The organism is Campylobacter rectus (assembly GCF_004803795.1).
Taxonomy (GTDB): domain Bacteria; phylum Campylobacterota; class Campylobacteria; order Campylobacterales; family Campylobacteraceae; genus Campylobacter_A; species Campylobacter_A rectus.
Genome location: NZ_CP012543.1, coordinates 419,327 through 445,152, shown reverse-complemented (window position 1 = coordinate 445,152; position 25,826 = coordinate 419,327). Strand labels below are relative to the sequence as shown.

At 48.5% G+C, this 25,826-nt stretch carries 25 protein-coding genes and 2 pseudogenes; 8 read left to right on the top strand and 19 right to left on the bottom strand.

Annotation, left to right across the window (positions count from 1 at the left end):
• Positions 1-229: 229 nt before the first annotated feature.
• The gene (locus tag CRECT_RS02205; protein WP_004320547.1) at positions 230-1,762 is read left to right on the top strand and encodes a phosphoethanolamine transferase; all 1,533 of its coding nucleotides are present in this window, start codon (positions 230-232) and stop codon (positions 1,760-1,762) included.
• A 324-nt stretch (positions 1,763-2,086) separates the two neighbouring features.
• Here the strand turns inward: CRECT_RS02205 and CRECT_RS02200 are convergent, their stop codons facing one another.
• Entirely contained in the window at positions 2,087-2,500 is a 414-nt protein-coding gene (locus CRECT_RS02200; protein ID WP_004320480.1) for a pyridoxamine 5'-phosphate oxidase family protein, read from the bottom strand.
• 10 nt (positions 2,501-2,510) lie between these two features.
• Positions 2,511-2,888 carry a hypothetical protein gene (locus CRECT_RS02195; protein ID WP_004320532.1) on the bottom strand — a complete coding sequence of 126 codons (378 nt, stop codon included), beginning with the start codon at positions 2,886-2,888 and terminating at the stop codon, positions 2,511-2,513.
• Positions 2,889-2,975: 87 nt separating this feature from the next.
• On the opposite strand from CRECT_RS02195, the gene CRECT_RS02190 reads away from it, so the two are divergent.
• From CRECT_RS02190 to gdhA, 5 genes and pseudogenes are all read left to right on the top strand, one after another.
• The gene (locus CRECT_RS02190) at positions 2,976-3,491 is read left to right on the top strand and encodes a hypothetical protein (RefSeq protein WP_004320492.1); all 516 of its coding nucleotides are present in this window, start codon (positions 2,976-2,978) and stop codon (positions 3,489-3,491) included.
• 54 nt (positions 3,492-3,545) lie between these two features.
• Positions 3,546-4,241: a dUTPase gene (dut, locus tag CRECT_RS02185; RefSeq protein WP_004320490.1), complete on the top strand. Its 696-nt coding sequence runs from the start codon at positions 3,546-3,548 to the stop codon at positions 4,239-4,241.
• 267 nt (positions 4,242-4,508) lie between these two features.
• Positions 4,509-5,471, top strand: coding sequence for an EI24 domain-containing protein (locus tag CRECT_RS02180; RefSeq protein WP_227932164.1), 963 nt, complete (start codon positions 4,509-4,511; stop codon positions 5,469-5,471).
• A 61-nt stretch (positions 5,472-5,532) separates the two neighbouring features.
• Positions 5,533-5,721 (top strand): hypothetical protein, encoded by a 189-nt coding sequence (locus tag CRECT_RS02175; RefSeq protein ID WP_004320487.1) that lies wholly within the window; start codon positions 5,533-5,535, stop codon positions 5,719-5,721.
• A gap of 423 nt (positions 5,722-6,144) precedes the next feature.
• Positions 6,145-7,496 (top strand): annotated as a pseudogene (gdhA, locus tag CRECT_RS12870) (NADP-specific glutamate dehydrogenase).
• Between the two features lie 427 nt (positions 7,497-7,923).
• Here gdhA and CRECT_RS02165 read toward each other — a convergent pair.
• From CRECT_RS02165 to ciaB, 10 genes and pseudogenes are all read right to left on the bottom strand, one after another.
• On the bottom strand, positions 7,924-8,697 hold the full coding sequence (locus tag CRECT_RS02165) for an ABC transporter ATP-binding protein (protein WP_004320570.1): 774 nt from the start codon (positions 8,695-8,697) through the stop codon (positions 7,924-7,926).
• The gene (locus CRECT_RS02160) at positions 8,697-9,704 is read right to left on the bottom strand and encodes a FecCD family ABC transporter permease (protein WP_039888372.1); all 1,008 of its coding nucleotides are present in this window, start codon (positions 9,702-9,704) and stop codon (positions 8,697-8,699) included. Before CRECT_RS02160 ends, CRECT_RS02165 begins: the two co-directional genes overlap by 1 nt.
• Before the next feature lie 460 nt (positions 9,705-10,164).
• Complete coding sequence (locus CRECT_RS02155; protein ID WP_004320555.1) at positions 10,165-11,646, bottom strand: subtype B tannase; 1,482 nt, start codon at positions 11,644-11,646, stop codon at positions 10,165-10,167.
• A 53-nt stretch (positions 11,647-11,699) separates the two neighbouring features.
• Positions 11,700-12,731 (bottom strand): ABC transporter substrate-binding protein, encoded by a 1,032-nt coding sequence (locus CRECT_RS02150; protein WP_004320538.1) that lies wholly within the window; start codon positions 12,729-12,731, stop codon positions 11,700-11,702.
• Between the two features lie 70 nt (positions 12,732-12,801).
• The gene (locus tag CRECT_RS02145; RefSeq protein WP_004320498.1) at positions 12,802-13,365 is read right to left on the bottom strand and encodes a methyltransferase family protein; all 564 of its coding nucleotides are present in this window, start codon (positions 13,363-13,365) and stop codon (positions 12,802-12,804) included.
• 528 nt (positions 13,366-13,893) lie between these two features.
• Positions 13,894-14,910 (bottom strand): ABC transporter substrate-binding protein, encoded by a 1,017-nt coding sequence (locus tag CRECT_RS02140; RefSeq protein ID WP_039888371.1) that lies wholly within the window; start codon positions 14,908-14,910, stop codon positions 13,894-13,896.
• Positions 14,911-15,277: 367 nt separating this feature from the next.
• Positions 15,278-15,610 (bottom strand): annotated as a pseudogene (locus tag CRECT_RS13165) (molybdopterin dinucleotide binding domain-containing protein); the annotation flags it as partial.
• 321 nt (positions 15,611-15,931) lie between these two features.
• A complete protein-coding gene (locus tag CRECT_RS02130; protein ID WP_004320574.1) occupies positions 15,932-16,348 on the bottom strand; it encodes an acyl-CoA thioesterase in 417 nt (138 codons plus the stop codon).
• Between the two features lie 1,094 nt (positions 16,349-17,442).
• Positions 17,443-17,625: a hypothetical protein gene (locus CRECT_RS02125; RefSeq protein ID WP_039888368.1), complete on the bottom strand. Its 183-nt coding sequence runs from the start codon at positions 17,623-17,625 to the stop codon at positions 17,443-17,445.
• Positions 17,595-19,424, bottom strand: a complete 1,830-nt coding sequence (gene ciaB / locus CRECT_RS02120; RefSeq protein ID WP_004320501.1) for an invasion protein CiaB — start codon at positions 19,422-19,424, stop codon at positions 17,595-17,597. Before ciaB ends, CRECT_RS02125 begins: the two co-directional genes overlap by 31 nt.
• A gap of 67 nt (positions 19,425-19,491) precedes the next feature.
• Between ciaB and CRECT_RS12905 the strand changes: the two genes are divergently transcribed.
• Entirely contained in the window at positions 19,492-19,617 is a 126-nt protein-coding gene (locus CRECT_RS12905) for a hypothetical protein (RefSeq protein WP_257792184.1), read from the top strand.
• Between the two features lie 433 nt (positions 19,618-20,050).
• Here the strand turns inward: CRECT_RS12905 and CRECT_RS02115 are convergent, their stop codons facing one another.
• The 4 genes from CRECT_RS02115 to CRECT_RS02100 form a co-directional block, all read right to left on the bottom strand.
• Positions 20,051-20,224 carry a YgaP family membrane protein gene (locus CRECT_RS02115; protein ID WP_039888366.1) on the bottom strand — a complete coding sequence of 58 codons (174 nt, stop codon included), beginning with the start codon at positions 20,222-20,224 and terminating at the stop codon, positions 20,051-20,053.
• The gene (locus CRECT_RS02110; protein WP_004320503.1) at positions 20,205-20,426 is read right to left on the bottom strand and encodes a YgaP family membrane protein; all 222 of its coding nucleotides are present in this window, start codon (positions 20,424-20,426) and stop codon (positions 20,205-20,207) included. The genes CRECT_RS02115 and CRECT_RS02110 overlap by 20 nt, the downstream gene beginning before the upstream one ends.
• A 10-nt stretch (positions 20,427-20,436) precedes the next feature.
• A complete protein-coding gene (locus CRECT_RS02105; protein ID WP_004320519.1) occupies positions 20,437-21,783 on the bottom strand; it encodes an NAD(P)/FAD-dependent oxidoreductase in 1,347 nt (448 codons plus the stop codon).
• A gap of 66 nt (positions 21,784-21,849) precedes the next feature.
• Positions 21,850-22,485 carry a Crp/Fnr family transcriptional regulator gene (locus CRECT_RS02100; RefSeq protein WP_004320518.1) on the bottom strand — a complete coding sequence of 212 codons (636 nt, stop codon included), beginning with the start codon at positions 22,483-22,485 and terminating at the stop codon, positions 21,850-21,852.
• A gap of 483 nt (positions 22,486-22,968) precedes the next feature.
• Here CRECT_RS02100 and CRECT_RS02095 point away from each other — a divergent pair, with 483 nt between their 5' ends.
• Positions 22,969-23,934 carry an SLAC1 anion channel family protein gene (locus CRECT_RS02095; RefSeq protein ID WP_004320561.1) on the top strand — a complete coding sequence of 322 codons (966 nt, stop codon included), beginning with the start codon at positions 22,969-22,971 and terminating at the stop codon, positions 23,932-23,934.
• Positions 23,935-24,088: 154 nt separating this feature from the next.
• Here CRECT_RS02095 and CRECT_RS02090 read toward each other — a convergent pair whose 3' ends face one another.
• The 3 genes from CRECT_RS02090 to CRECT_RS02080 all read right to left on the bottom strand — a co-directional run bounded on the left by CRECT_RS02090 (position 24,089) and on the right by CRECT_RS02080 (position 25,511).
• On the bottom strand, positions 24,089-24,400 hold the full coding sequence (locus CRECT_RS02090) for a DUF5339 domain-containing protein (RefSeq protein ID WP_004320526.1): 312 nt from the start codon (positions 24,398-24,400) through the stop codon (positions 24,089-24,091).
• Positions 24,401-24,441: 41 nt separating this feature from the next.
• Positions 24,442-24,753 carry a DUF5339 family protein gene (locus CRECT_RS02085; protein ID WP_039888363.1) on the bottom strand — a complete coding sequence of 104 codons (312 nt, stop codon included), beginning with the start codon at positions 24,751-24,753 and terminating at the stop codon, positions 24,442-24,444.
• Between the two features lie 101 nt (positions 24,754-24,854).
• A complete protein-coding gene (locus tag CRECT_RS02080; RefSeq protein ID WP_004320478.1) occupies positions 24,855-25,511 on the bottom strand; it encodes a hypothetical protein in 657 nt (218 codons plus the stop codon).
• Positions 25,512-25,826 lie beyond the last annotated feature (315 nt).

The following is a 25,826-nucleotide window of genomic DNA, read 5'->3' as shown; positions in this document are numbered from 1 at the left end:
GTGCCGAAAAGCTAAATTTAGAAGCTCGAATTTTAACTCAAATTTGCCCGTCATCGTTATGCGTTACGCATCAAACCGCTCCAAAATCTACGCCGTCAAATTTATCTTACTTTCGTAAATTTGCCTCGCTGCACCCAAAAGCAAAACCCTCAAATTTTACGCCGAGCGACTAAAGCTTTAAGCTTTTTTTGGATAAAGTTTCACTCTTATTATCAATATTAGGAAAGCTATGAAGCTACGTATTTCTTGGTTTAAATTTACGCTTTTAAACGCCGTTTTTATCGCCGCGCTAAATTTCGCTTTATTTAAATTCGCCTACTCAAAGCTTAGTTTTGACGCGGACGCGCCGATGGCCGCTAGCCTGCCGGTTATCTATTTTTCGCTACTTTGCGCGCTCTTTTCGCTCGTTTTTTTACCATATCTAGCTAAGCCCGTTAGCATCGCGGCGATTGCGATTACGTGCGGCAGCAGCTACTTCATGCAAAGCTACGGTATCATAATCGATAGCGAAATGATAAGAAACGTCGCGCAAACGGACGCGGGCGAGGTATTAAGCTTTTTAAATCCAAAACTCGTTTGCTACATGCTATTTCTGGGCGTTTTGCCCTGCTTTCTAGTCGCTTTTACAAGGATCGAGTATGACGGCGCAAAGCGGCATCTAAAGGTCAAATTTACAGCATTTGCAGGCTTCTTGGCTCTCGCGGCGGCGCTATTTTTGCCTCAGACCAAATCTATCATCCCGTTTTTTCGAGAAAACAGCTTCATCAGAGCCTACAACCTGCCGTTTTATCCGATTTACGCGGCGCAAAAATACATAAAACTCGAGTTTTTTAAGCCCGAATTTAAACAAATCGGTCTAGACGCGACGATGAGGCCCAGCAACGAGCGACGGCTAATGGTGCTAATCGTCGGCGAAACGGCCCGCGCGAAAAACTATTCGCTCGGCGGCTACGCCAAAAACGATACGAATTTCTACACGAAAAAGGAGCCCAATTTGGTCTATTTCAACGACGCTCGCTCGTGCGGAACGGCTACGGCGGTTTCGCTACCGTGCTTGTTTTCAAAATCCACGAGAAGGGAATATAGCAGCAAAGAATTTAGCGAAAACGCGCTTGATATCTTAAAACGCGTCGGCGTCAAGGTCGTGTGGCTGGGCAACAACTCGGGCAAATGTAAGGGCGTTTGCGGCCGCTTGGACGCCGGCGACGTCGAGTACTTTGACGCAGGATACGATACGAATATGCTACCTTCCTTCAAAAAACGCCTCGAAAATCTCGCGCAAAACGAGATCATCGTCCTACACCTGCAAGGCTCGCACGGCCCGGCATATCACGCCCGCTATCCGAGCGAATTTCGCAAATTTACCCCGACTTGCGATACGAGCGAGCTTAGCTCCTGCGAGAGCGAGAGCATCGTAAATACCTACGACAACACGCTGCTTTTTACGGATTTTTTTATCGACGAGGTGATAAAGGCGGTCAAGGATGCGGGCGGCGATAAAAGCGCGGTTTGGTACTTCTCCGATCACGGCGAGAGCCTGGGCGAAAACGGCATCTACCTGCACGGCATGCCCTACGCCATCGCGCCCGAGACGCAAAAGCACATCCCGATGATGGCGTATACGAACGATAAAGCCATGCTATCTCGTCTGCGCGCGCAAAAAGACGACGCCGTCTCGCACGATAATGTTTTTAGTTCGTTGCTTGGGTTTTTTGGCGTAGTAACAAAAGAATACGATAAAAAACTTGATATATTTAATTAAGCAATTTCGGCGGCTTGTCTTTTTCCTTTATACATCGTTAGAAATTTCGCCGAAGCTCGGTTACGTATTTCGTATACGCGCCCTCGCTCGGCTCATTTCCGCCTCGTCTAAAGAAAAAATACTTCGCCTTGACTTTTTATATTCAAATTTGAAGCTGAAATTTACAAATTTGACTGTAAATTTGGAAGTAAAGCAATAAAGGCGAAGTATCGTGAGATGATTTTTCGAGTTTTAAAGCAAAATTGAGCGTGCGCTAGGCATGTAGCCTGCGAAGCGAAAATTTTGCAAAATCTCAGAAAAGCGCTCGCGAGACAAGCCGTTTTATTAAATTTGTTCTCTTTGCCAGATTATTTTCCCCCCAAACCCCAGCGCATTATGCGTAAATTTAACCCAGCCCAGACTCAAACTATAAAGGCTCGGGTTCATCGCCAAAGCGTAAGGAAAGCGCGCGAAGTAAATTTTGCCTTGCTGCGCGGTCGCGGGAGCGGCTAGAGCGCGAAACTGCACGCCCTCTATCTTGCCCACCACCTTCGTATCAAGCGCTACCGTGCCGGCTACGTTAGGTTCAGCTAAAAACGCCTTCACGTGAGCGCTCTCCTCGCCGCCTGCCACGATAAAAGCCAAATTTCCCTCGTCAAAGGCGTAAAAGCAGCTCGCGCAATAGGGCTTGCCGTCATCTAAAACCGCAAGGCTAAGCAGGTGCATTTTGCGGATAAATTTTAAAATTTTCTCATCCATTTTATCCGCCTTAAGCGCTAAAAATTTGAGTCAAATTTGCCGACAGCCGGCTAAAATTTAGCGCCAAAAAGCAAGCTAAAATCAGCCAAAAAGCAAAGATAAAAAGCTCGATTTTGACAAATTTAGCTCCCGCTTTTTCGCGTCTAAGTAAAGCCGCCCCGAGCCCCGCCGCAAAGCCGCCGATAAAGCTAAAATAGTGCACCGCTGCGGGTTTAACAAAGCTTGGAAGTTTACCCGCGAAAAATAGCGAAAATATCGCAAGCGAGATCAAATTTGCCAGCAAAAAATAAAACGCGACGACGGGAATTTGCGGGAAAAATCCATGCAAAACAAAGCTCAAAACGGTCGCGCTAATGAGCAAAAATACGCGCGCGGCAAAACAGCACATTTTCATCCTTTTTTGCGTGATTTTAGCGCAAGGGGTATTAAGAAAAAAGAAATTTAGCCGATATAAAGCCAAAAGGACGGCAAAAATATGAAACTACAAAACTACCAAAGCGCGAGCCTAAACAGCTTTGATTTTAGCTTTAAAACCAGCAGCGGCGACGAGATAAATCTAAAAATGTACGACAACAAAACCATAGATTACGCTAGTGTCAAAACAGCCGGCGCATCGGCATCCGCGCTCACTCTCACGCACGAGTACGGATATAGCTTCTCGTATAAAGGCGACGGACTGGACGCTCGCGATAAAGAGGAGCTGGCAGCCACTCTAGAAAAGATAGCGCCTAGCATCGATAAATTTATGAAAAACGTCAAAGAGGGCGAAAATCCGATATTTTCGCGCGTGACGAATCTCGCAAACTCCCTTCGCAAAGAGCTTCCCGAGATAAAAGACGCAAATCATAAAAATTTTATCGCGGACGGTACGCTAAAGCTTTTTGATAGGCTGATGGAGCAAAACAAGGCCGATAATAGGCTGCTGCAAAACTCCAAAAAGCTCTTTGACGAGCTCATTTCTCAGCTGGATAGCTTTAAATTTTACGTTTAGTTCGCGGTTTAAAAATTTCGCTATAATTCATAAATTTTAAAAATAGGAAAATTTATGAACGCGAATGAAAAAATCACCCAAATGCTAAATCTCCAGCAGAGCCTAAACGACGACACCAACGGCATCGGCTGGGAAAACGGCATAAACAAAAACGGCAAACTCATCAGCTGGAAACGCTGCATATATATGGAGTGCGCCGAGCTCATAGACAGCTTTGCCTGGAAGCACTGGAAAAGCATAAACGCGCCGACGAATGAAGACAATCTGCGCGTCGAGGTCGTGGATATCTGGCACTTTTTGATGAGTTTGATGCTCGAACAATACAAGCTAAACAATCTGGGCGATATCGCAAAGCTCTCAAGCGACATCTGCGCTAGCAGCGGCTTTGAGGCGTTTTGCCGCGAGCCGTTTAACGTCACTGATGAAAACATCTACGAGATCATAAACGACGTCGAAATGCTAATCAACAAGTGCTCGGGCTTTGAGTATTCGCTCTTTGACCTGCTTAAAATTTACTTCGCGATGAGCCTAAAATGCGGCGTAAATCTTGGCTCGCTTTACGAGTGTTATATCGCTAAAAACGTGCTGAATCGCTTCCGCCAAGACCACGGCTACAAAGAGGGCGCGTATAAAAAGGTCTGGAACGGCAAGGAAGATAACGCCGTGATGAACGAGATTTTGGCTCGCGGGCTAAAAAGCGTGGACGAGATCTACGCTGCGCTAGAGGCCGAGTATCAGGCGGTAAAATAAAATTTGTGGTGCGAGCCTGCTAAATTTAGCAAATTTAGCCAAAAGCTTAGCCGCGACGTTTGTGATTTGGCCTGTCGCTCGGCGAGGCTTAAATTTAGCAGTTTAAGCGGCAATTGCGGGCGGGCGTTTAAATTTGAGCGCGGTTTCGCTCCGCTAGCAAAAACGTAGCCATTTAGTCATCGGGAATTTGTGCCGTCTGAGAACTTTCGCGCTCGTTAGCCGAGACGATCGCCCGGGCTTGCTTTGCCGAGAAAAGGCTGGTTAAATTTGAGAAATTTAGCTAAATTTGCGGCTGAATTTAAGTCGGTCAAATTTGGCCGCAAAATCTATGCATGCGTCAAATTTTGCGAGTCTTTTTGCGTCGTTAAAAACATTCGCCGTGCCGACAGAAACTTTTACGCGCTACTTTTTGCAAGCAAGAAACGCGCATTTGAGCCGCGCCTAAACGCCCTTTCGCCGCATGACGGCTATAAATTTAAAATAAATGGAAATTCGTTGTTCGCTGATATTTTACGCCTTTCGTTAAAAGACCTTTTCACGCCCAAATTTATCGCGCTCTCCATCCTGCCGCTCGTTTTTTCCGCGCTTATTATCGCGGCGATTGCGATGTTTGGCGGCCGCGAACTATGCGAGGCGCTAAACGCGGCCATACCCGGCGAGGCGGGCGCTCTGGCCGAGTATCCGATGCTAGCTAAAATCCTTAGCCTAGGTATCGCAAAGTGGCTCATCGGCGCGATATTTTACGCAGTCGGCGCCTATCTGGTCGTCATGCTTTTGGTTTTTTGCGCACTCGCGGTCGCGGGCTTTCTAACTCCTATGATCGCGCGCGAGATAAACCGAAAGCACTACCGTGTGGACGAGGCGCAGCTGGCAAACGTCGGCCTAGCTCGCCAAACGGCTCTTATGGGCAAAATTTTGCTCAAATTTATCCTGATCACGCTTATTTGTTTGCCGATTTTAGCCGTGCCCGCGCTAAATTTCCTCGCCCTGCACCCGGCGTTTTTTTACCTTTATTATTCGCTGCTTTTCATCGACGTCGCGCCAAACGCCCTCTCGCGGCATAAATTCGAGCTTTACTTGCTTGATTGCGGCGGATATAAATTTAAAGCCGCCGCGCTATGCTTTTACTTGCTATGTTTGGTGCCTATTTTCGGGCTTTTCTTGCAGGTTTTTTTCGTTATTTATTTTTCGCATTTTTTCTTTTTACGCGAGACTTCGCGCTTGACGTAAATCATTTCAAATCAGCGAAAAACTAACTAAAATAAGACTAAATTTTAAAAAAGGGAAACAAATGAGAACTGAAAATATCGTAGTTTGTAACATCTGCGGACAAAAAAGCACGGAAAACGAAAACGCCGTATTTATCCGCGCTCACAAAAACGGCGAAGAGGTCGATATCTGCACGGCGTGTATCCCTAGCGTCATCCACGGCTCGGGTCTAGTCGTTCGCAGCAACGACGAAGTCAAAGAGGATATGTAATCAAATTTAGCCCGCTTTGGGCTAAAATTTACGTTTTTGCTCTTTTTATTGAAATTTAACCCGCCCGAATTTACTACCGCTTTTTTCAAATTTCCCACCTTATGTAGGTCAAAACAAGGCTATAAAGTTAATCTGCACTTACAATACGATCCGAGTTTAAATTTGAGCTCGCGCCGCCGTAAATTTAACGCTCCCAAATTTAACATAGTCCCATCCGGTCCGACTAAAATCTCCATCAAAAACCTCAAACAAAACTACGACAAATTTATCAAAAAGTTACGTTTGATAAATTTAGTTTCGATACGTAACACTTATCGCCTAAAATAAAAATATAAAAATAAATTTAAATAAAAATTTTTTCTAGGAGAGTTAATATTCAACTACGAAAATTTGACGAGTAGAAGCGAATATATCGAAAAAACGATGAAGCGGATAAAAAGAACCAATCCGGGACAAGGCGTGTTTGTGCAGGCTGCGACCGAGGTGCTAAACAGCCTCGAGCCGCTTATAAAAAAAGAGAGTAAATACCAAAAACACGCGATCTTAGAAAGTATCGTGATCCTTAAGCGCACGGTGATATTTCGCGTTACCTACACGGGCGATGACGGCAGACCGCAGGTGCATAACGGCTACCACGTGCAGTTAAACTCAGCCGTCGGTCCGTATAAAGACGGCATCAGACTACATCCTAGCGTGGATCTTGGCGTGCTAAAATTTCTAGGATTTGAGCAAATTTTTAAAAACTCGCTCACGGGCGTAAATATCGGCGGCGCAAAAGGCGGCAAGCACGCTTGATCCAAAAGGCAAGAGTGAAGGCGAGATAACGCGCTTTTCAAGCATTTATGAGTGAGCTTTACCGCCACATCGGCAACACCGTGGACGTGCCCGCAGGCGACATCGGCGTGGGCGCGTGAGATCGGCTATATGTTTGGGCAGTATAAAAAGCTCACGGGCAGGTTTGACGGCATACTAACGGGCAGGGGGGGCTAAACTGGGGCGGCAGCCTAGCGCGCACGGAGGCGACCGGATACGGGTTAGTGTATTTTACGCAAAACATACTGCAAAAAGCGGGCCTCGGACCGGAGAGCAAAAAGTGCAGCGTCAGCGGTAGCGGAAACGTCGCCATATACACGGTAGAAAAGCTCTATCAAGTAGGCGCGCTACCTATCACGGTTTCGGGGATTCAAACGGATACGTTTACGACGCAGGGGGCATCGATCTAGCGGTGCTTAAAGAGCTAAAAGAGGCGAGACGAGCGCGCCTTAGCGAATACGTTAAATTTAGACCGAACGCAAAATACGTGAGCGTAAGCGAATACAAAGATGGCGGAAACGGCATGTGGGACGTTCCGTGTGACGGAGTGTTTCCCTGCGCGACGCAAAACGAACTGCATCTAGCCGACATAAAGACGCTCTACGCTAACGGCTGCCGCTTCGTAGCCGAAAAAAAAAAGGGGGGGGAGGGCGAATATGCCAAGCACGCTTGATGCGATAAATTTTATGCTAGCGCAAAAGGATTTTTACTTCGCTCCGGCAAAGGCGGCAAACGCGGGCGGCGTGGGTACTTCGGGCCTTGAGATGATGCAAAATGCCGGCATGACCGCATGGAGCTTTGACAAGGTCGATCATAGGCTGCACGGCATCATAAATCACATCTTTGAGCTTAGTTACGAGACTAGCAAGGAGTTTGGCGACAAGGGAAATCTAGTACTTGGCTCAAATATCGCGGGCTTTCGCAAGGTGGCCGATGCGATGATAGATCAGGGATATGTGTAAATTTGTCTTAAAGGCCCTTTTTGCTGAGCTTTTGCAAACGAGCTTTTTTAGAGGATTTTGCTTCCTTTCAGAAAGACCGCTTTAACGAAGCAAATTTTAATCGCCTCCGGCGCACAATGCGGGAGAAAAATAAAAGCCGCCCAAATTTGCGAGCCTTAAATTTAACGCCGAATTTTCCGGCGACGCAAAACCCGAAGCCGTCAAATTTACAAAGCCGCGCCGACTAAAACGCGCCAAGACTCGGTCAAATTTTATAAGCCTCAAATTTAAGCAAACGACGAGGCAAGCGGAAGTAGTCAAATTTACAAAGCTGTTACGCACGCTCCGTGCCCGAGGCGCATAAATTTATCCGCCGTGCCGCGTATCCCTGCCCGCGTTCTTTTTGATTTGCGTAGAGCAAATTTACGCCGCTTCTCGCGCGCTGCAGTCACAGCGGATACGTCAGACAGCACTTTCTAGCTACTTGCTCGATGTACTCTACGCTCAAATTTAGCCCGTAAAGCTTGCTTAGATGCTCGCTTTCTATGATCTCATCCACGCTGCCAAAAGCCACCTCGCCTCCGCCCTTAACTAACGCCACGTAGCCGCCCAAAAGTACGGCAAAATCGGGATTATGCGTGGTTAGCACGATGGTGTAACCTTGCTCTTTTAGCTGCTTAACGGTGCGTAGGAATTTATACTGATTGCCAAAATCCAGCGCCGAGGTCGGCTCGTCAAACACGATGATCTCGGGCTTTGCCGCCATCGCGCGCGCGATCGAACACATCTGCTTTTGTCCGCCGCTCATCTGAGTGATAAATTTATCCTCAAGGTGCGTGATTTCAAGCTTTGCGGTAAATTCCTTCGCTATCGCCGTATCCTCCTCGCTAGGCCGCGCGAAGATGCCCAGATGCGCCGCTCGCCCCATCGTGATAAACTCAAGCCCCGTGTAGTCGTACTCGCAGATCTCGCTTTGAGCGACGTAGGCCATGATTTTGGCGCGCTCTTTGTTGCTAAGCTCCGCGCTATTTTTGCCGCCGAGCCAAACTTCGCCCGAGTGCGGCGCCTGCGTGCCGCTGATTAGGCTTAGCATGGTCGATTTGCCCGCGCCGTTTCGCCCTAGTATCGTTAGTATCTCGCCCTTGCCGACGCGTAAATTTACGTTTTCTAGCCTACCAGCGCCGTTTGGATAGGCGAAATTTAGATTTTTTACTTCTAACATCACGCGACCTTTTTATTTCGCCAGAGCACCCAGACGAAAAATATCGTGCCGATAAAGCCCGTAAGTACGCCCAGAGGCACCTCGCTAGCGCTAATAGTGCGCGCCAGGGTATCGACAAATAGCAAAAATATCGCGCCCATAAATATGCTCGCAGGCAGGCTACGGGCGTTGTTCGCACCCACTAGCATGCGCGCAAGGTGGGGCATCAGCAGTCCCACCCACGCCACGATACCGCTCACGCACACGCTGCATGCCGTTAGCAGCGTCGCGCAGACGATAATGACGCCGCGCTCGAGCGTTACGTTTACGCCCAGCCTTGCCGCACTCTCGTCGCCTAGCGAGAGCAAATTTATCCTCCAGCTCATCGCTACGAGCAGCACCGCGCAGGCTATCATCACGGGCGCTATAAATTTAAGATTGCCCGCATCGATCTTGGCTAGGCTGCCTAGCTGCCAGTAGACGATATCGGGCAGCTTGGTCTCGGGATCGGCGACGTATTTTAAAAAGCCGATAACAGAAGCCATCAGACCGCTAACGATGATGCCCGAGAGCACCAGCATCAGAGTGCTAGAGCGTCCCATCAGACGAGGTATGGATAGCGTCATACCCACGGCTGCGAGCCCGCAGACGAAGGCTAGCGCCTGCACCCAAAAAAGCGATAAATCAAACATGATCGCAACCGCGGCTCCGACGCAAGCTCCAGCCGAAACGCCCAGCAGATCGGGGCTAACTAGCTGGTTGCGAAAGACGCCCTGATACGCCGCTCCGCTGATGCTAAGCGCTGCTCCGACGAGGATAGCTGCGATGATACGCGGTATGCGGATATTTTCGATGATGTTTTGCACGTTTGCTGCAACGTCCGGCTGCGCACCCAAAAAGCCCACGATCACTCTAAGCACGTCAGAAGGAGCCACGTAAAATCTCCCCACGCCAAGCGCAATCACGCCGCAAACGACGGTCAGCACGATCAGCAAAATAAGCGTAAATTTAAAACTAATCTTTTTCATCTCTATCCTAAAATCAAATCTACGTCCGCGGTAGCGCCGCACGCAAAATCGCTCGCCTTAAGGGTCAAATTTGCCTTTTTAGCTCGCCTTATCGGCCTTTGCGGTATATTTCGTCCGTCACAGTGGCAGCTCGCTAATTCTTTTTGTCTTTGCGTTTTTTGCGGCTCTAGAGCTATCCAAGCCTTTATCTCGCGTTTGCGTTCGGCTTTAGTCGCAAGCTCGGCTCGCAACCTGCGACCGAGAATCCGCCCTAACCGCTAAATAGCTTGCCGTTTGCGGTCAAATTTGACTGCGCGCTTTTGTTTTTACGACTCAGTCGCTAGCGGCAAATTTGAGCCTAGCGAAACGCTATCAAATTTAAATTTGACATTCTTGCGAATTTCCGCCGCTTTGCCAAATTTAAACCCAGCGCACTGCTACATCAAATTTGAGCGCAAGCTTCAGTCGCGTCAAATTTCGGCTATTTTACGACGCGATCTATCCATCTAAAAAGCTCGTCTAGATCATAGTCGCCGCCGTGACCTTGCCCCCAAGGCGCAGCGAAATCAACCGTCTTGCCCGCATTTTGTAGCCCCAAAGCTAAGATAAGCGGGACGGCTAGAGCCGTATCGGAGTCAGCCGTGCCGTGCCTGATGCGGTAAAATTTAGCCGCGTTTGCGTTACCTAGATAGTTCATTGCATTTGCCATTTTTATGATTTTAGCGTCTGCGATCTCGCCTCCGCCGCGTTTGGCGCTAAATTCCGTAAAGTGCTTCGCCGCCGCGTCCGCATCGCCGAAAAAGTCGTTTTCGGGATTTTCGAGCCTTAGCCCGTCAAAAGCCGGCGCGGCTTTGGCGCGCGGCATAGACAGGATGTAATCGTCAAATTTAAAATCATACCCAAGCGTGCAGCCCTGCGTCTCAAGCGTGAAAAACTCGGGCTTTAGCAAGCTTTTGTCGCGGCTTTTTGCGGCGGCGTAGGAGTCTGCGAGCGTCTTTTTGAGGTACTCTTTAAAGCTTCCTTCGCCGTTAGGCTCAAGTATGAGCGCGCGACCTTTGGCGTCCTTTAAATTTAGGGAATTTACATAGGCGGGGAAAGCCGATTTTAGCGCGGCGGAGAGCTCTTTTTGCTCTCCGCTTAGTTCGCCATGGACGGTTTTTAGCTTGCCGCTTCGGTCGTTAAATCCAGCCGCGTCAAGCGTGCCAAAGTCCATTTTCTCGTATTTCGTCTGCGCGCCAAACATCCACTCGTAGGCCGTGTCGGCGTTTTCTAGGTTCGTAACGGGGCAGTAGGCAGAGACCGCGTAGATCTCGTCGCTAGCCTTTGCGGCTCCGAGTGCGGCTAGATATGGCTCAAACTCGGGCGCGTCCGCCGAGACACCCAGTAGAGCCGACATCGCTCCGCCAGCGCTCGTGCCGTTTGAGATTATTTTGTTTGCGTCGCCTGCCATCGCGGCGTCGTTAAATTTGAGATACCGCACGGCCGCCTTTAGATCGACGATGGCCGCGGACGCTTTGCCGCTAAATTTGCCGTTTGCGTCCTTTGAGCTCCTGCCTCTAGCTCCGGGCGTTGCTACGACGTAACCGCGCTCAAGCGCCGTTAGCACCGCGTTTGGCTTGCCGTTTTTATCAAGTGCGGGCGTAAAAGGCTCGCCCGGCATATATCCGCCGATGGAGTTTGGCAAAAAGATAGGTGCGCTTGACGCGTCAAATTTGCCCGTCTCGTCTTTTTTGTCCTCGAAATACCGCGCCGGAACGTAGAAATTTAGCCTCTGGAACCGGCTATCAACAGGCTTTGCTACGTAGACTATCCCCTCGTAGGCTCTAAATTTAACCTCTTTTTCGCCCGCTTTTATAGAGCGCGTTTCAAATTTATCAGGGTCAAATTTTAGATCCGCAGCCTGCGCGCTAATCGCCGCGCACAAGCAAGCCGCCGCGCTCAAAACAAGCGCCGTCTTTTTCATCTTTACTCCCTTTTGATTTTGCGAGATCTACCCGCAAATCCGCTCAAATTCGGCTATTTGCTTCCGTCCGGGCCTAGGCCGTGCAGTATGTATCCAAACTCCGCATCGCTCAGCTCATAATTCATAAATTTTTTATAAAACGCCTTCGTTTCGGCCTTTACGTCGATGTCCGTAAAGAGCCCCGGCTGGATGACCGTGCCCGCCCATAAAATTTGAAGCGCGGCCTCCGCACCGTATCTATCCCACGTAAAAACGCCGCTTGGGTTGCCGAACACCTTTTTGTTCGCGACGGCTTTGGATCCCGCATAGGCCGGGTGAGCGTAAATTTTCTCCACCGCCGTTTGATTATCCGCGCCGCCTACGATGATGATGTCGGGATTTATATTGATGAGCTCCTCGGCGCTCATCTCCATTTTAAATCCGTCCTTTTGCACGGCATTTACGCCGCCTGCGAGCTTGATCCACATATCGACGATCGTGCCCGTGCCGTCCACTTTAAGCAAATTTTTACCGTCTGCGATGTGAAGCACTTTAGGGCGGCTTTCAGGCGCGATCTTATCCGTTTTGGCGCTTAGCAGCGCGATATTTTTTTCGATATATCCGTTAAGCTCGGCGGCTTTTTTAGGCGCGTTTGCTCCGATGACTTCGGCGGTAAGTTCGATGCTTCTTCGCATACCCTCAAAATCCCTAAACCTCACATTTACAACCTTAAAGCCGTTTTTTTCGAGCTGCTCTTGCATATCGCTGCTAAAAACGACGTCGGGCGCCAGTTTTAAAAGCTCCTCTATCTGGACCGAGGTTTTTGAATTGCGCCCGGAAACGATCTCGGCTATACGCGGATAGACCTTTAAAAACCACTTGTTTTTCGCGTTGCCCTCGATGGCTACGACCTTATCCATCTCGCCGATAGCGAGGATGATTTGGTTGTTTGCGTTCCAAAGCGAGGCGACCTTGCTTACTTTCTCCGGTAGCTCGACGACGTTTCCGCGCATATCTTTAACCGTCCTCGGCTCGCCCGCGGCGGCGTTTAGACAAAACGCTAGAAATAAAGCGGCGACGAGCGCCAAATTTTTCCTTACGAACATACTCTCTCCTTAGTGTTGAAATTTTATAAAACGTCTAGGGCTGCGGCATACCCTAGGTTTTACCCTCCCCTTAGAAAAACAAAAAATATCTCGGCGTCTTGCGTTTATACTCTAAATACTCCCGCCCGTAGGCTTGCTCGCAGTAGCACTCCTCGCCCAGGACCACGAGATGATTGTATATGGCAAAGGGCACTATCACTATGAGTAGCCACAGCGACGCCGAAGCGACGCAAACGCCCGCCATGCCGAGGAAATAAAAGAAATACATCGGATTGCGCGATAGGCGGTAGATGCCGCCCTGTGCGGCTCTGTCCGTAGGAGCCGCCGCATAGTCGTAAAACGCCTTGATAAAGCCCGCAAAAGCCGCTACGTAGATCACCGCTCCGATCCAAAACCACGCGCTACCCGTCTTAAGCGGCACGAACACCGACAAAATAAGCAGCGCTACTTGCAGCAGCGAGCTTATGATCGCATTTCGCTTGTCCGCGAGCGTGTACCACGAGGTATCGGTGGCGCGCTTGCCGACCTCTTTGTAGACAAACATATATGCAAATTGTATCAGCACCATCGCAAATGAGGGTATCCAAGCGCCCGCTAGAGCGAGCTCAAGCGTCGTAAAAAATGAAATTTCCATGACCGCTTCCTTTGCTTTAAATTTTATCTTGTAGCTTTGTTTTGCCCTTTTATACTAGCTGCGGGTTTTAAATTTTACTCCGCATCGCACCACCTGTTTTAGCGTGCTGCGGCTATGTTTGTCCGCCGCGCCGCGCGTTAGGGATGCCGCTTCGGTAAGGCAATACGATAGCGACGCCGCTCATTCGGGTATCGGCACCCATAATCGGGCAACGATGCGCTTACTTTATGCAGGTAGTACTCACACTTCGACGATGCTCGCGATACGGCGGCGTTTGCTTGATTAGGCGATATGAAACGCCGCTTATCCGTGACGAGACGATATGAGGTGCCGTTTATTTGATACCGATGTGCCCTTTTGATTTGGTGTTCGGCATCACAAGACCGCTTATTTGGCGGGACGATCCGCCCTCAAGAGCCGATAAGATAGCACTCCGCTCGGCACCGATATGCCGCCGCATGATGAGACATTCGGCACGGGCGCTGCCTACTAGGTGGGGCGCCGACGTCGTTCGTTCGGTGCCGCGTCTTATTTACCCTCCGGGTTAAGTCCTTTTAAAATATACTCAAATTCCGCGTCGCTTAGCTCGTAATTCATAAATTTTTTATAAAACGCCTTCGTTTCGGCCTTTACGTCGATGTCCGTAAAGAGCTCCGGCTGGATAGTTTTGGCTGCCCATAAAATTTGCAAAGCTGACTCCGCGCCGTATCTATCCCAGCTAAACACTCCCTTAGGGTTGCCGTAGACTTTTTTGTCTTTGACCGCTTTTAGCCCTGCAAATACGGGATCGGCGTAGATTTTCTCGACAGCTTTTTGATTATTCGCGCCGCCTACGATGATGATATCCGGGTCTGAGCTCACGATCTCTTCAGCCGTGATTTCTATCATACTACCATCTTTTTGCACGGCGTTTTTACCGCCCGCATACTTGATCCAAGTGTCGATTATCGTCTTGGTGCCGTCGATTTTTAGCAGGTTCGCGCCGCCCACGATATGGAGCACTTTAGGGCGTTTAGCGTCCTCTAGTTTGCTCGTGCGCTCGCTAACCAGCGCGATGTTTGCATCAAGGTTTTCGTTTAGCTCCTTTGCTTTGCTGGCCGCATCGCCGCCGATGATTTGCGCCGTTAGCAGCACGCTTTTTTTCATATCGTCGTAGTCGCGAAATATCGCATTTACCGCATTAAAGCCGTTTTTTGCGAGATTTTCTTGAAAATTTTTATTTGAAACGACAACCGCATCGGGAGCTAGTTTGACCAATTCCTCGATCTGGATGTCGTTACCGTTTAGCGCGGCGGGCAGGTCTTTTACGCGCGGATAGATCTGCGCGAACCACTTATTTTTCTTGATGAGATCGGTGGTCGTAACGACCTTGTCCATACCTCCCAGCACCAAGATTATTTGGTTATTTGCATGCCACAAAGCGGCGATACGCTCCACGTTTGCGGGGATTTTTACCTCGTTGCCCGTCATATCGGTGAGAGTTTTGACCTCGGCTCCCAGCACCACCGCAGCGCTCAAAATCAAGGCGGAAAGAAGTTTTTTCATTGATTTTCTCCTTATGAAATATAACTTTTTAATTTTACAAAAAAGCATATTAAAACAAAATTTAAGCGGGAGCGAAATTTGATGCGGGCAAGGGCGGCTCTTAAATTTACCTGCCAAATTTGGTGCGACAAGGTAGCGAAAAGGCAAATTCGGCGTGGCGAGTCGGCAAGTCGGAAAACCTGCAAAAGCTGGCAAAATTTGACGCGGTAAGCCCGCGAAAAGAGGCAAAAATTTAGCGCTTAAATTTAAGTGGTAAATTTAACTCCTGAACTTAAAACGATAAATTTGAGCAAAACCCCACCCGAGGAGTAAAACGGACGGGGAGAAACTATGCGTGATGGTAATCGTCGTAGATGACCTTGTTGGTTTAGGATTTGATACGCTTTAACTCGCAAATACTCCCGATCCTTCGGATCTGGACGGCGGCCTTAAAGGTCGGGCTCTTGCCTATAACCCGGTCGTTGCCGGTTAGCTCGTCGTAGCGGCTCTCTCTGTAGCGGCAAAATCCGGATGACGCCGCCACAGACGACATCCGTGACGTCGGCCTTGATGATGTAGCCGTATCTACTCCATGCTTTGATGAAGTCTCCTTGCTTTATGCCGTATCGCGCGGCAAGCGCCTGGCTCATCTCCGCGACACATCCGATGCAGTCGCCGCCCTCTTTGATAGCCTTAAGCGCCTAGTCATAACGCCGCCCGCCAGCTACGCTAAATAACCGACCCAGCTAAACTCGCACTCCCGCAAAATAAACCAAATTTTAGGCTACTTGCCACTAATCCCGTAAAGATTCGGTTAAATTTCACGAACTTGCCGTATAAGTACTAGCAAATTTAGTCTATTTGGCGCCAAAAGCCAATCCTAATTTTCACCGATTTAGGCAGACTGCACGCAAAATTCATTCAAATCTTACCAGTCCGCCAAGCCAAGTCACCTCAGATCTCACGTACCGCCGCGCAAATTCTAGTAAAATTTTACGAGCCGACCGATTAATTGCAAAGCTCAGCGGTCAGCTCACGCAGATCAAAACCCGTGCGCCCTTTTTAGCTCCGGATCGATCGGCTTTTTCGCGCCGTCCTTGGTCACGCTCACGTAGGTCGCGATCGCCGAGGTGACGTGAATGCACTCGCGAAAGCCCGCCGCATTCAGCCGTAGCGCCGTAACTTCGATCTTGGTTTTGATCGAAGTGTTGCCCGCCGAGACGATCTTGGCGTAGCAGCTCACGACATCGCCGATGAAAACGGGCTGCTTAAATATAATCTCTTGCATAGAGATCGTGACGACGCGCTCGGGGGCGATTTCGCGTGCAGCCTGCGCGCCCGCTAGGTCGATCTGGCTCATTATCCAGCCGCCGAAAATATTGCCCGCCGAGTTCGTATCCTTGGGCAACGCCACGACTTTTATACGCGGTTCGCCCATCCCTTCTAAAGTTTTTTCCATTTTTATCCTTTCTATTTTTTGAAGTTTTCGCGCCCTATTTTATTTAAATTTGGCAGCGAATTTTGCCTTATTTTGGCTTAAATTTATCCTGCTTTACGACCGCAAATTCGGCTTGCCTTTTAGCTAAACTTGCACGTAAAAATCGCCGAAGCTGATTTTTTGATTTGAGCTTGCGCTCGAAAATCAAATTTTAGCTTCGGCTTTTTAAATTTGCGCCCGAATTTTAGCGCAAATTTACTCTCAAATTTCGCCTTGGTCCAGGATGCTTTACGCATTTAATTTTGCTTTCAAATTTCGCAAAATTCGGCGCGACGGCGTTTAAATTTGACGCACGAAACCCGCACCCCAAAAACGCGAACTTTAGCATTAAAAAGGTGCAGGTCTCGCCCGCTCGTAAAAGGTAAATCGATCGCTAAATGAGTCGCAAATTTAAGCCCCAAATTCGCTCGCTAGCAAAGCCGTATCCCAACCTCGCTCAAAATCGATAATTTACGAGCCGAATTTAACAACCAAACTCCGCCGCAAGCAACCTGGCGAACCGATCGCCTAAGTGCCAAAATAGCGCAAATACGCGAGATGCCGCCAAAAAGGCGCCTCATCTCGCGAAGCATAGTCGCAAATCCAAGCCCGCAAAATCAAAATCCGCTCGTCAAATTTATGCGCAAATTTAGCAAAAATCCCGGCGTAAAAACGCGTCAAATTTTGGATTTAACACGCATCATTTGCAATACGTAGAATTTCGGTCGTATTTCGCGAAAATAAAATCCGTCTAATCCGCAAAATGAGGCTAGCGTCGCGATATAAGCCGCTTGATCCGTAAATTTGCCGCGCAAATTTCCCAAACCGCCGCAAAATTTTATCGGCGAATTTAAAATCGCGATATCGTTTGCAAAATGTAGCGAGCCTAGCCAGCCTCATAAATACCGCGAAGCGATCAAATTCTACATCCTTAAAACGAGTTGCCAAATGAAAACAAGCTCGCGAATTTGCGGATAAATGCGGCGCAAACGACTGCGCTCATCCCGCGCGCAAAAGGACGACGCAAACGCTGCTCAAAAAATCACGGCAAACAAACTGAAATTTTACGCAATTTTTCAAACTAAACTCGCCTGATTCGTAAATTTGCCGCGCAAATTTCCCAAACCGCCGCACGGAAAGCTAAGCGCAGATCCCGCAAAATAGGCCGAATTTACGTCACAAAGCGAGCCGTCCAAAGAACCGGCGAATTTGATACAAAAGAAACTCTCTATCTCTCGCTCGCTTGCCACTTTTCCCATTCGCCGCTCTCGTCAAGCTCGTTTCCTATAGCCTTGTAGCGGGCATAGTAGTGCTCTACAAAGGCCCTTGCCTGCGCGTGTTTAGGCAGGTAGCTTTTGCCCTCTTTGTCGCAAAATTTCGCCAAAAACTCGCCCGCCGGAGCGCGCCTTGCGTAGTGAAGCGCCAAATTTTTATAGTTTGCGAGGCAAATTTCTTTAAATTTAGCATAGTGTTCGCGGTCAAATTTGACGATCAAAGCGCCGTCCTCAAAGCTAAGCGCGCCCGAGTCAAACAGCAAGCTAAGATGGATAAGCCCCTCGCAGTAGTACGCGCGCACCTCATCGACCTCGCGCCACGCGATAAGTCCGACCGCGCGGGCGATCAGCTCGTGAAATACGCTCATATCGTAGCTCGCATCGCCGCCGATAAAGAAATTTACGAGCCCGCCCGTAGTCGCCTTGTACTCCTCGATAAATTTAAACTCGCCGTCTGCGTTCATCGTCTTTTCCGTGTCGGTGCCGACGAAAAGTATATGCCCAAACTCGTGGCCGATCGTGGAGATCTCGTAGGTTTTCTTCCAAATTTGCGGCTTTTTAAACAAAATTTCGCGCCCGTAGTCCAAAAACTCGCGCGAAAAAATCTCCCCACTAAGCTTCATAAACGGCCTCGCCTTGGCACTCTCGTAAACGTGCTCGACGAAAGCGAATATCTTTTTGCCGCGCTCCTTGCTCACGGTCTCGTCGTTTGGCACGACCTGCGCGGAGAAAAGCCCGTTTAGCTCGGCGCCATAGTAGATCATCGGCACGCTGATGTACGTCTGCGTGCGTGCGACGTTTTGCGTCACTTGGCGCTCTAGCGCAGCGTCCTTGATACCGCACTGCTCGCAAATTTGCTCGTAGGCGCGGATGACGCCCTTTTTAAATTTCGCCTCGTCAAAGTCGCTCGTCCCCGCTAGCCTCACGTCCCACTCGAGCGCGACGGCGTGCGTGTAGGCATCCTCGTAGTACTCGAGCGGATGGCCGGGCTGCAGCGGGCCTTTTACATCCATCCACGCGCGCTCGGCGTCCTGCCACGCCGGGATCGCGCGGTCGTTTTCTCGCTCGCAAAACGCCGCCTTTAGCTTTTCAAAGTACGTTACGTAGGCTCTTTGCTCGTCGTTTGCGGCTAGCGTTTTTAGATTTTTGATTAGCGCGTCTAGAGCGTCTGCCACGCGTTTTACTTCTTTTTCAAAAGCCGCGGCATACGGCGCAAAGGCGTATTTTTCGCCGTTTTTTATGACTGCGCCGTAGCTTCGCTCGCCCTTTTCGCAGCCGTCTTTTTGATAGAGGCGGTTTTCGTCGATAAATTTGATCGCCTCGGCCATGCTTGCAAATTTAGCTTCGAATTCTTTATTCGTCGTTTGCAGGATTTGCCTGTCCCACGCGCTTTGCCACGCGTTCATCGCTAGTCCCGCGCCGTGCATGCCGCTAAGTAGCGCCGAGTAAAACTCGTCTAAAATTTTCTCCTCTTTTATCCGCGCCAAAAGCCTTTCAAAGCGCGCTTCGTAAAACTCGCGCACGAGCTCAAAAGCTTCGTCTTTTATGCGCCCTATCGCGGCCTCCTCGCGCCCCTGCTTTTTTAACTCGTTTTCTAGCGGCTCCGTTTTTAGATCGACTATGCGGCGTAAAACTGCGATTTTTTCACTCTTTTGCCCTTTAAAACCGGCGATTTTTAGCATCTTTAGCACGACCTCGCTTGGGTTATCTAGCTGCCGATACATCGCGTTTAGTTCGTCTTTGCCTACAGCTACTAGCTCGTTTAATCTTTTAAAATCGTTCACGTTTATCCTTTTAAAAATTTGGCCTATTTTAGCTTAAAAATGCTGGGCATGCATTAAAATCGACTAATTGGGAAAATTTAGTAACGCAGACGGGCGAGCCGATGGCGATAGCGCGCGAGACGACGAGGATGCCGAGCGCGTCAAGGTCGGTCACGATAAATTTAAGAGCAAAACAAGCTCGGACCAAATTTAAGTAACGATGCGAGACGGTCAAATTCGCTTTTGCGGAACGGAGCGCAAAATAGCAATGCAAAACGGATCTAGGTAGATAAAAGAGGCGCGCAAAATCTGTAAAATTCGCTAAATTTAAGAGGACGCGGGCATCCTCGCAACGCGAAACAGATGACGACGCGTAAATTTAATCCTGTTTTAAGAGCGAATTTACGAGTTGGCTTAAGCTCGTTAAATTCGGTCGCAAATTTAAATGAATTAAATTTAATCCCGAATTTAACGCGCAAATCAAACGATCAAACTCATGCCGGCCGCCAGCCGCGACGAGATTTGGCTTAAATTTAATATCTAAACCAAGATAAAGCCTAGCAACAAACAAACAAAATCAAATCCGAATAAGCCCCAAAATCAAGCAAGCTAAATCCAGGCCGCTCTAGCCCGTGCGCAAGCAAAATTTAGCGCTTTAGCGAACAACGATTTAAAAAATAGCAAGCGGGGCAAAAACCCGTGACGCCTACGGCAAACGGCACGAGTCCTACGAGTCCCCACCAGTTGCCAAACGCGACTCCCGCGATCATTATCGCTAGCCCGATTAGCACTTTCGCGATTCTAGTTCTTTTGCTTTGCATCGCTTCGCTCTTCTGTTTTGCATTTTTTGCACGTGTTTATGCCGAAAAATTTATAAAGCGGGCAGTAGCCGTAAACAGCGGTTAGTAACGGCACGAGCCCGACTAGCCACCACCAGCTCAAACATACGAATCCAAATACATATATCCAAATCGCCGCGATTATAAGGCGGATAGTTTTGTCTAAAATTCCAATATTTTGCATATTTTCTCCTTTACGCAAGCCCTCTTATCATGCCTTGCATGACCATCGGCTTCATCATATATAGTTTCATCGCCCAGTTTAGATAGCTCTCGCGAGTCGCACCCATGCACGCTATCGTAGGTTCGGGCTTACCCGTCCAGTTAAACTCCACCATCACCGCTTTGCCGAATTTCGTCAGCAGCGGGCAGGCGGTGTAGCCGCCGTATTTCGCACTCGGTTCGTGACCTTTTATGACGTCTGCGAGATTTTGCGCTAGCACGGGATACATCTTACGTATGCTAGCTCCCGTCTTGCCTGCAGGAAATCCGCAAACGTCGCCGATAGCAAAGATATTTTTAAATTTCGAGTGTTGCAACGTCTCGCGCGTAAGACTGATCCAGTTGCCTGCTACGTCGCCTTTTTCTACGCTTAGTCCCGCATTGGCGTAAATTTTAGAGGCTTTCATACGAGGCACGAGATGTAAAAAATCAAATTTGACCTCGACTAACTCTTTAGCGAGCTTATCCTCGCCGTTTTCACGGTATGGCATATAGCGTTCAAATACGGCTATATTCGCGCTTTTATCCACCTCGACAAGCTGATGGGATGTAAAATACTTCACATCTCGCTCCTCTAGCATCCCCTCTATCATTTTAGCATAAATCGGAGAGGAAAATATCGTTCGAGCTCCCGAATATATCGCAATGTCAAGCTTATCTCTGCCGCCCAAATTTCGCGCCATATCTTCGGTAAGCAATGTTACTTTTTTATTCGCGCCCGAGCACTTCATCGGAGTTTTGTTATCGCTAAAAACCGCCTTGCCGCCCTCTTTACCGAGCTTTTTCATCATCTGAGTCATATGAAGGGCGCCGGGGATCGTGTAGATCGAGGTGATCGCACCGTTACCGACATCTTCCGCGTTAATCCCTTTCACGTTCTCAAACTCATACTCCGTTCCGCTAGCGATCACTAGGTAGTCGTAAGTCAAATTTGAACCGTCCTCAAGCGTGACGGAATTTGAGCTAGGCTCGATCGAAGCGGCGTTTTGTTTTATCCACGTTACGCCTTCGGGGATCAAATTCGCCTTTTCGTAAGTTATATCCTCCGGTAGATAAACTCCCGCCGCAATAAGCGTAAAGCCCGGTTGATAGTAGAAGTATTCGTCCTTATCAAGGATCGTGAGCGCGGCGTTTGGCATATCTCGCCGCAATTTCGCCGCCAGGCTGATACCGCCTAGGCCTCCGCCGATTATCAGGATATTTGAGCGGATGTCTTCGTTTTCGCCGGCGTTTAGCTTGTCTACGCTCGCGACTCCCGCCGCTGCTAACCCCGCCGCACCTAAAATTTTCAATGCACCTCTTCTGCCGATGCTTTTCATAAAAGTTCCTTTTTAGAAGTATCGGCTAAATGATAGCGAGTTTTAAAATTTAAATATGTAACAAAGTCACTTTAATGTCACGACACCGCGTTTTTGCTCGATGCGCCCCTGCTTTTGCATCTCTTTTAACACTCTTGAGACGGCCTCTCTAGCCGAGCCTAGATGGTTTGCGATCTGTTCGTGCGTGATCTTTAGTCCTCTGCACGCGCCGTTTTGCTCTAAAAAATTTATTATGCGCTGCGCCAAAGGCATAAAAAGCGCTTGCTCCATCACGTTTATCGCGGCGCTAAATCTCCCCGCAACCAACTCCAAAGCGTGATTTGCCACCTGCGGATAGCTCTCGCGCAAGCGTTTAAAAAGCTTTTTTGGGATGAGGATCATTTGCGTATCCTCCTCTATCTGCAAATTTATCTCCACTTGTAGCGCCCCAAACGAGCAAAAAGCGCAAAGCATGCAGCTATCGCCCCGGCTTAGGCTAAAAACGGTGATTTCTTTAAAATTACTCGTGCTGACAAAGCCTCGCATACGCCCGCATGCTAAGATAGCGTAGCCCTGACATCCGTCTTTCGTATAGATCGTCTCGTCTTTTTTAAAGCTTTTTAAGACCGCGCCCTCTAAAACCGCTCTTTCATCTTCGCCGCTAAGTGAAAATTTAGACAAAAATCTTTCTATTAGCACGTTTTCAAGCTCATTTTGCAGCATCTTGGCCTCCCGCGTTTTAGTGTATTATATTATTTTTCGCAAAATTTAGCTAATCTACAGGCTTTTTATATCCGTTCAAACCCGGCTCGCCGTTTTGCAAACTTATTTTTTTAGCTCCCGGCTAGGGCGCCTTTTACATCCGTCCTCTCGCTCTTTGTTTTAAATTTTATCCGTCTCTCAAATTCGCCCTTAGTCTGTTAGCGTCTCATTTTGTTCGCGTCGCTCATACCGACTTTACGCTCTTATGCGCTTAGCCGACCACAAACCTTCGCATCCGCCTCTTTTTTATAGCGCCCATCTTTTCTTGCGCTCCGCATCGTTGCTTTGAGTTTTTACGTCCGACTCTCCGCCTGCTCATACAGCAGCGCTCTTTTTGAAACCTTTCTTTTCTGGACCATCCGCCGCCCTGAATTTCTCTGTAACCTCATCACCGAATGCGCACTAAAATTTGGCTAAAATCCCCAAAAAATAATAAGGAAAAAGATGAAAACACAGGACGAAAAAGCACCGAAAAATAGCTGGCTACAAAACTTCCCGATAATGTTTTATACCGTAGTTATGGGGCTTGGCGGACTAGCGCTAGCGTATGAGCGGCTAAATTTGATCTTTGGGATTTCTGGTTGGATTTTTGAGGTTTTGCGGTGGACGGCGAGCCTAGCATATACCGTCATCAGCGCACTTTACGCCGCAAAGATCATTAGATACCCGCAAGCTTTCACAGCGGAGTTTTCTCACCCCGTGCGGGTAAATTTTTTCGCGACTTTTTCGGTTTCGACGCTGCTTATCGCCGCGCTTTGGAAGGATTTTACGCCCGTATACGGCGTGCTTTTTTACGTAGGCATCGTCTTTCAGGGGATTATTTCTTTATACGTGGTCTCTTTTTGGATCAAGAACAATATCCTAATCTCGCACTCCAACCCCGCGTGGTTCATCCCCATCGTCGGCAACCTCTTAGTACCGCTTGCAGCACCTGCGGGTAGCGAGCTTGCGTGGTATTACTTCGGGGTAGGCATATTCTTTTGGCCCGTACTTTTTGCCGTTTTATTTTATCGCATCATCTTTCACGACCAGATGCCCCAGAAATTTATCCCGACGCTCTTTATCGTGATCGCACCGCCTGCGATGGCGTTTTTGGACTATACGAAGCTCACCGCCAACTTCGACGCGCCGGCGAAAATCATGCTCTATGTTACGCTATTTTTCGCGCTTCTCATACTTTTTATGTTTAAAAGCTTTTTGAGGCTCAAATTTTTCCTTTCGTGGTGGGCGTTTACCTTCCCGACCGCAGCGGCCAGTATCGCACTTTTGCGGGCTTACGAGCTTAGCGGGCTTAAGTTTTTCTTACTTGCGGGCAGTGCGGGATTTGCTATCTTGTGCGTTTTTATCGGGATAGTGGGCTTTTACACGATAAAAGCCATACTTCGCGCTGAGATTTGCGTAGCGGAGTGATGGTTTGGTAAAATTTAAGAGTAAATTTAAAAATCCACGCTTAAATTTGACTTTTAAACGCGGATTTTACAAAGGGCGGCTAAACTGCCGCCACTTTGGGCCGGGTTGCCAAATTTAACGTGCTAGCTCGGTTTAGATTATGAACCGGAGCTATTTAAATTTGATTTATCACTCCAATCGTTTTTAGCATATTTTCAAGCTCTTTTACCTCGGCTATGCCTTGATTGCACTTAGCCTCTTGCTCCTTTTTGCCGAGCTTTTTTATGTCTGCGTATTCGGCCTCAAACTCTTTTCTCGTTGCGGCGGCGTCAAAGTCCTTTTCGCCCTGAGCTTTGGCTTGTTTTTCCATCGTATCGATGAAAGCATAAGAAACTTTTTTGTACTCCTCGCAAGCCGCGGGCATATCAGCAGCAGCGAGCTGTCCGGCAAAAGCGCAAAGCGCAAGCAAAAGCAGTGATTTTTTCATGTTTATCCTTTCAAATTATGGTGCATTATTTTATCCAAATTTTATTTCATATAACCCATTTTCTTCATCAGCATTTTTGTCTCTTCCAGCGACTCTATGGACTGTTTGCAGGCGGCCTCCTGCTTGTCTTTGGTCTTATTTTTTATATCCTTTAGTCTTACGTCGAAGTCTTTTTCGGCGCCATCTATTTCGAGCTTGATGCCCGTATTCCCCGTAGCTTTAGCTTGCGACCGCCATTCTTTTATAAAGTCGCGAACGCCCTTTTCGTACTCCTCGCAAACCGCGGGCATATCAGCAGCAGCGAGCTGTCCGGCAAAAGCGCAAAGCGCAAGCAAAAGCAGTGATTTTTTCATGTTTATCCTCTTAAAAAATGCGATGTATGATAGCGAAATTCGGCTAAATTTAACTACGGCGCGCGATAAATTCACTAAAAGAGATCTCTTGCGCGTAAAATTTAACCCCCGAGTGAGGCGAGTTTGTCTTCCAGCGCCCCGGCAAGCTCCTGCGTGCCGCTAAAGAGGCAAAGCGGCAGATTTTGTGCCCTCTCTTTCACCCTAGCAAAGCTCTCGCTCTCAAAAATTTTCTTTAAAAACACGAGCGTTTTTACTGGGTCTGCGCCCAGATCCTCGATGAAAACGCTGAAATATTTATATTCGGGCTCCTCGCGCGCTTCATCCTCTTGCGCGTAGTCGTCCGCCAGCTCGCGGTAAAATTCGTTATTTAGGTCCGCAAGCGGCGCGATCGCTTCAAGCGAGCAAGGCGCCTCAAGCGCGGCAAGAGCGATTAAAATTTCTTCAAATTTAACGATGTCGTCCGCAACCTTTATCGGCTCCCACGAGCCCGCGCCGTGATACGCAAAATACACGGGCGAGGCGCCGCCTAGCGCAAAATCCACGAAAAACGGATCGTCCAGGGCGTTACGAGCGATGACCTGCCGGCTCTTGCGCCACTGCCCGGGCGCGCTGCCCGTTAGATCCTCGTCCGTTATTCGGTTGAATCTATATCCGTCCTGAAAGCTCTCAAACTCGTCAGGATAGAAAAACGGCAGCAAAATACACTCCGAAACGATACGTTTGCGGATAAAATTTCGGATCAAATTCGGGATTTGCACGGCTCGGCCTTCGGATTAAATTGAGCGAATTTTAGCAGAGTTTTTTACTCTGCGCAAAATTTACGCTCAAATTTGATGAATACGAAAGAAAGCGGGGCTTAGCTAAGAGATAAGTTTGACGTTCAAATTTTACGCTCCCGCTCAAACGGATGCGGCACCCGACTTCGTCAGCACGAAAATTTTGGCCCACTTTCATATTGCCTGAAATTTTCGGCGCATATGTTTTCGCTAGAAGGGCAAAATTTCAGTAAAAGGCAATGTTTGCGGTTTTGCCAAGATCGACGAATTTCAAATTTGAGCGTAAAAAGATAAGCG

Coding starts and splice junctions, on each gene's coding strand:
- CRECT_RS02205 (WP_004320547.1), top strand. CDS start 230: ATGAAGCTACGTATTTCTTGGTTTAAATTTACGCTTTTAAACGCCGTT.
- CRECT_RS02200 (WP_004320480.1), bottom strand. CDS start 2,500: ATGGATGAGAAAATTTTAAAATTTATCCGCAAAATGCACCTGCTTAGC.
- CRECT_RS02195 (WP_004320532.1), bottom strand. CDS start 2,888: ATGTGCTGTTTTGCCGCGCGCGTATTTTTGCTCATTAGCGCGACCGTT.
- CRECT_RS02190 (WP_004320492.1), top strand. CDS start 2,976: ATGAAACTACAAAACTACCAAAGCGCGAGCCTAAACAGCTTTGATTTT.
- dut (WP_004320490.1), top strand. CDS start 3,546: ATGAACGCGAATGAAAAAATCACCCAAATGCTAAATCTCCAGCAGAGC.
- CRECT_RS02175 (WP_004320487.1), top strand. CDS start 5,533: ATGAGAACTGAAAATATCGTAGTTTGTAACATCTGCGGACAAAAAAGC.
- CRECT_RS02165 (WP_004320570.1), bottom strand. CDS start 8,697: ATGTTAGAAGTAAAAAATCTAAATTTCGCCTATCCAAACGGCGCTGGT.
- CRECT_RS02160 (WP_039888372.1), bottom strand. CDS start 9,704: ATGAAAAAGATTAGTTTTAAATTTACGCTTATTTTGCTGATCGTGCTG.
- CRECT_RS02155 (WP_004320555.1), bottom strand. CDS start 11,646: ATGAAAAAGACGGCGCTTGTTTTGAGCGCGGCGGCTTGCTTGTGCGCG.
- CRECT_RS02150 (WP_004320538.1), bottom strand. CDS start 12,731: ATGTTCGTAAGGAAAAATTTGGCGCTCGTCGCCGCTTTATTTCTAGCG.
- CRECT_RS02145 (WP_004320498.1), bottom strand. CDS start 13,365: ATGGAAATTTCATTTTTTACGACGCTTGAGCTCGCTCTAGCGGGCGCT.
- CRECT_RS02140 (WP_039888371.1), bottom strand. CDS start 14,910: ATGAAAAAACTTCTTTCCGCCTTGATTTTGAGCGCTGCGGTGGTGCTG.
- CRECT_RS02130 (WP_004320574.1), bottom strand. CDS start 16,348: ATGGAAAAAACTTTAGAAGGGATGGGCGAACCGCGTATAAAAGTCGTG.
- CRECT_RS02125 (WP_039888368.1), bottom strand. CDS start 17,625: ATGGGAAAAGTGGCAAGCGAGCGAGAGATAGAGAGTTTCTTTTGTATC.
- CRECT_RS02115 (WP_039888366.1), bottom strand. CDS start 20,224: ATGCAAAGCAAAAGAACTAGAATCGCGAAAGTGCTAATCGGGCTAGCG.
- CRECT_RS02110 (WP_004320503.1), bottom strand. CDS start 20,426: ATGCAAAATATTGGAATTTTAGACAAAACTATCCGCCTTATAATCGCG.
- CRECT_RS02105 (WP_004320519.1), bottom strand. CDS start 21,783: ATGAAAAGCATCGGCAGAAGAGGTGCATTGAAAATTTTAGGTGCGGCG.
- CRECT_RS02100 (WP_004320518.1), bottom strand. CDS start 22,485: ATGCTGCAAAATGAGCTTGAAAACGTGCTAATAGAAAGATTTTTGTCT.
- CRECT_RS02095 (WP_004320561.1), top strand. CDS start 22,969: ATGAAAACACAGGACGAAAAAGCACCGAAAAATAGCTGGCTACAAAAC.
- CRECT_RS02090 (WP_004320526.1), bottom strand. CDS start 24,400: ATGAAAAAATCACTGCTTTTGCTTGCGCTTTGCGCTTTTGCCGGACAG.
- CRECT_RS02085 (WP_039888363.1), bottom strand. CDS start 24,753: ATGAAAAAATCACTGCTTTTGCTTGCGCTTTGCGCTTTTGCCGGACAG.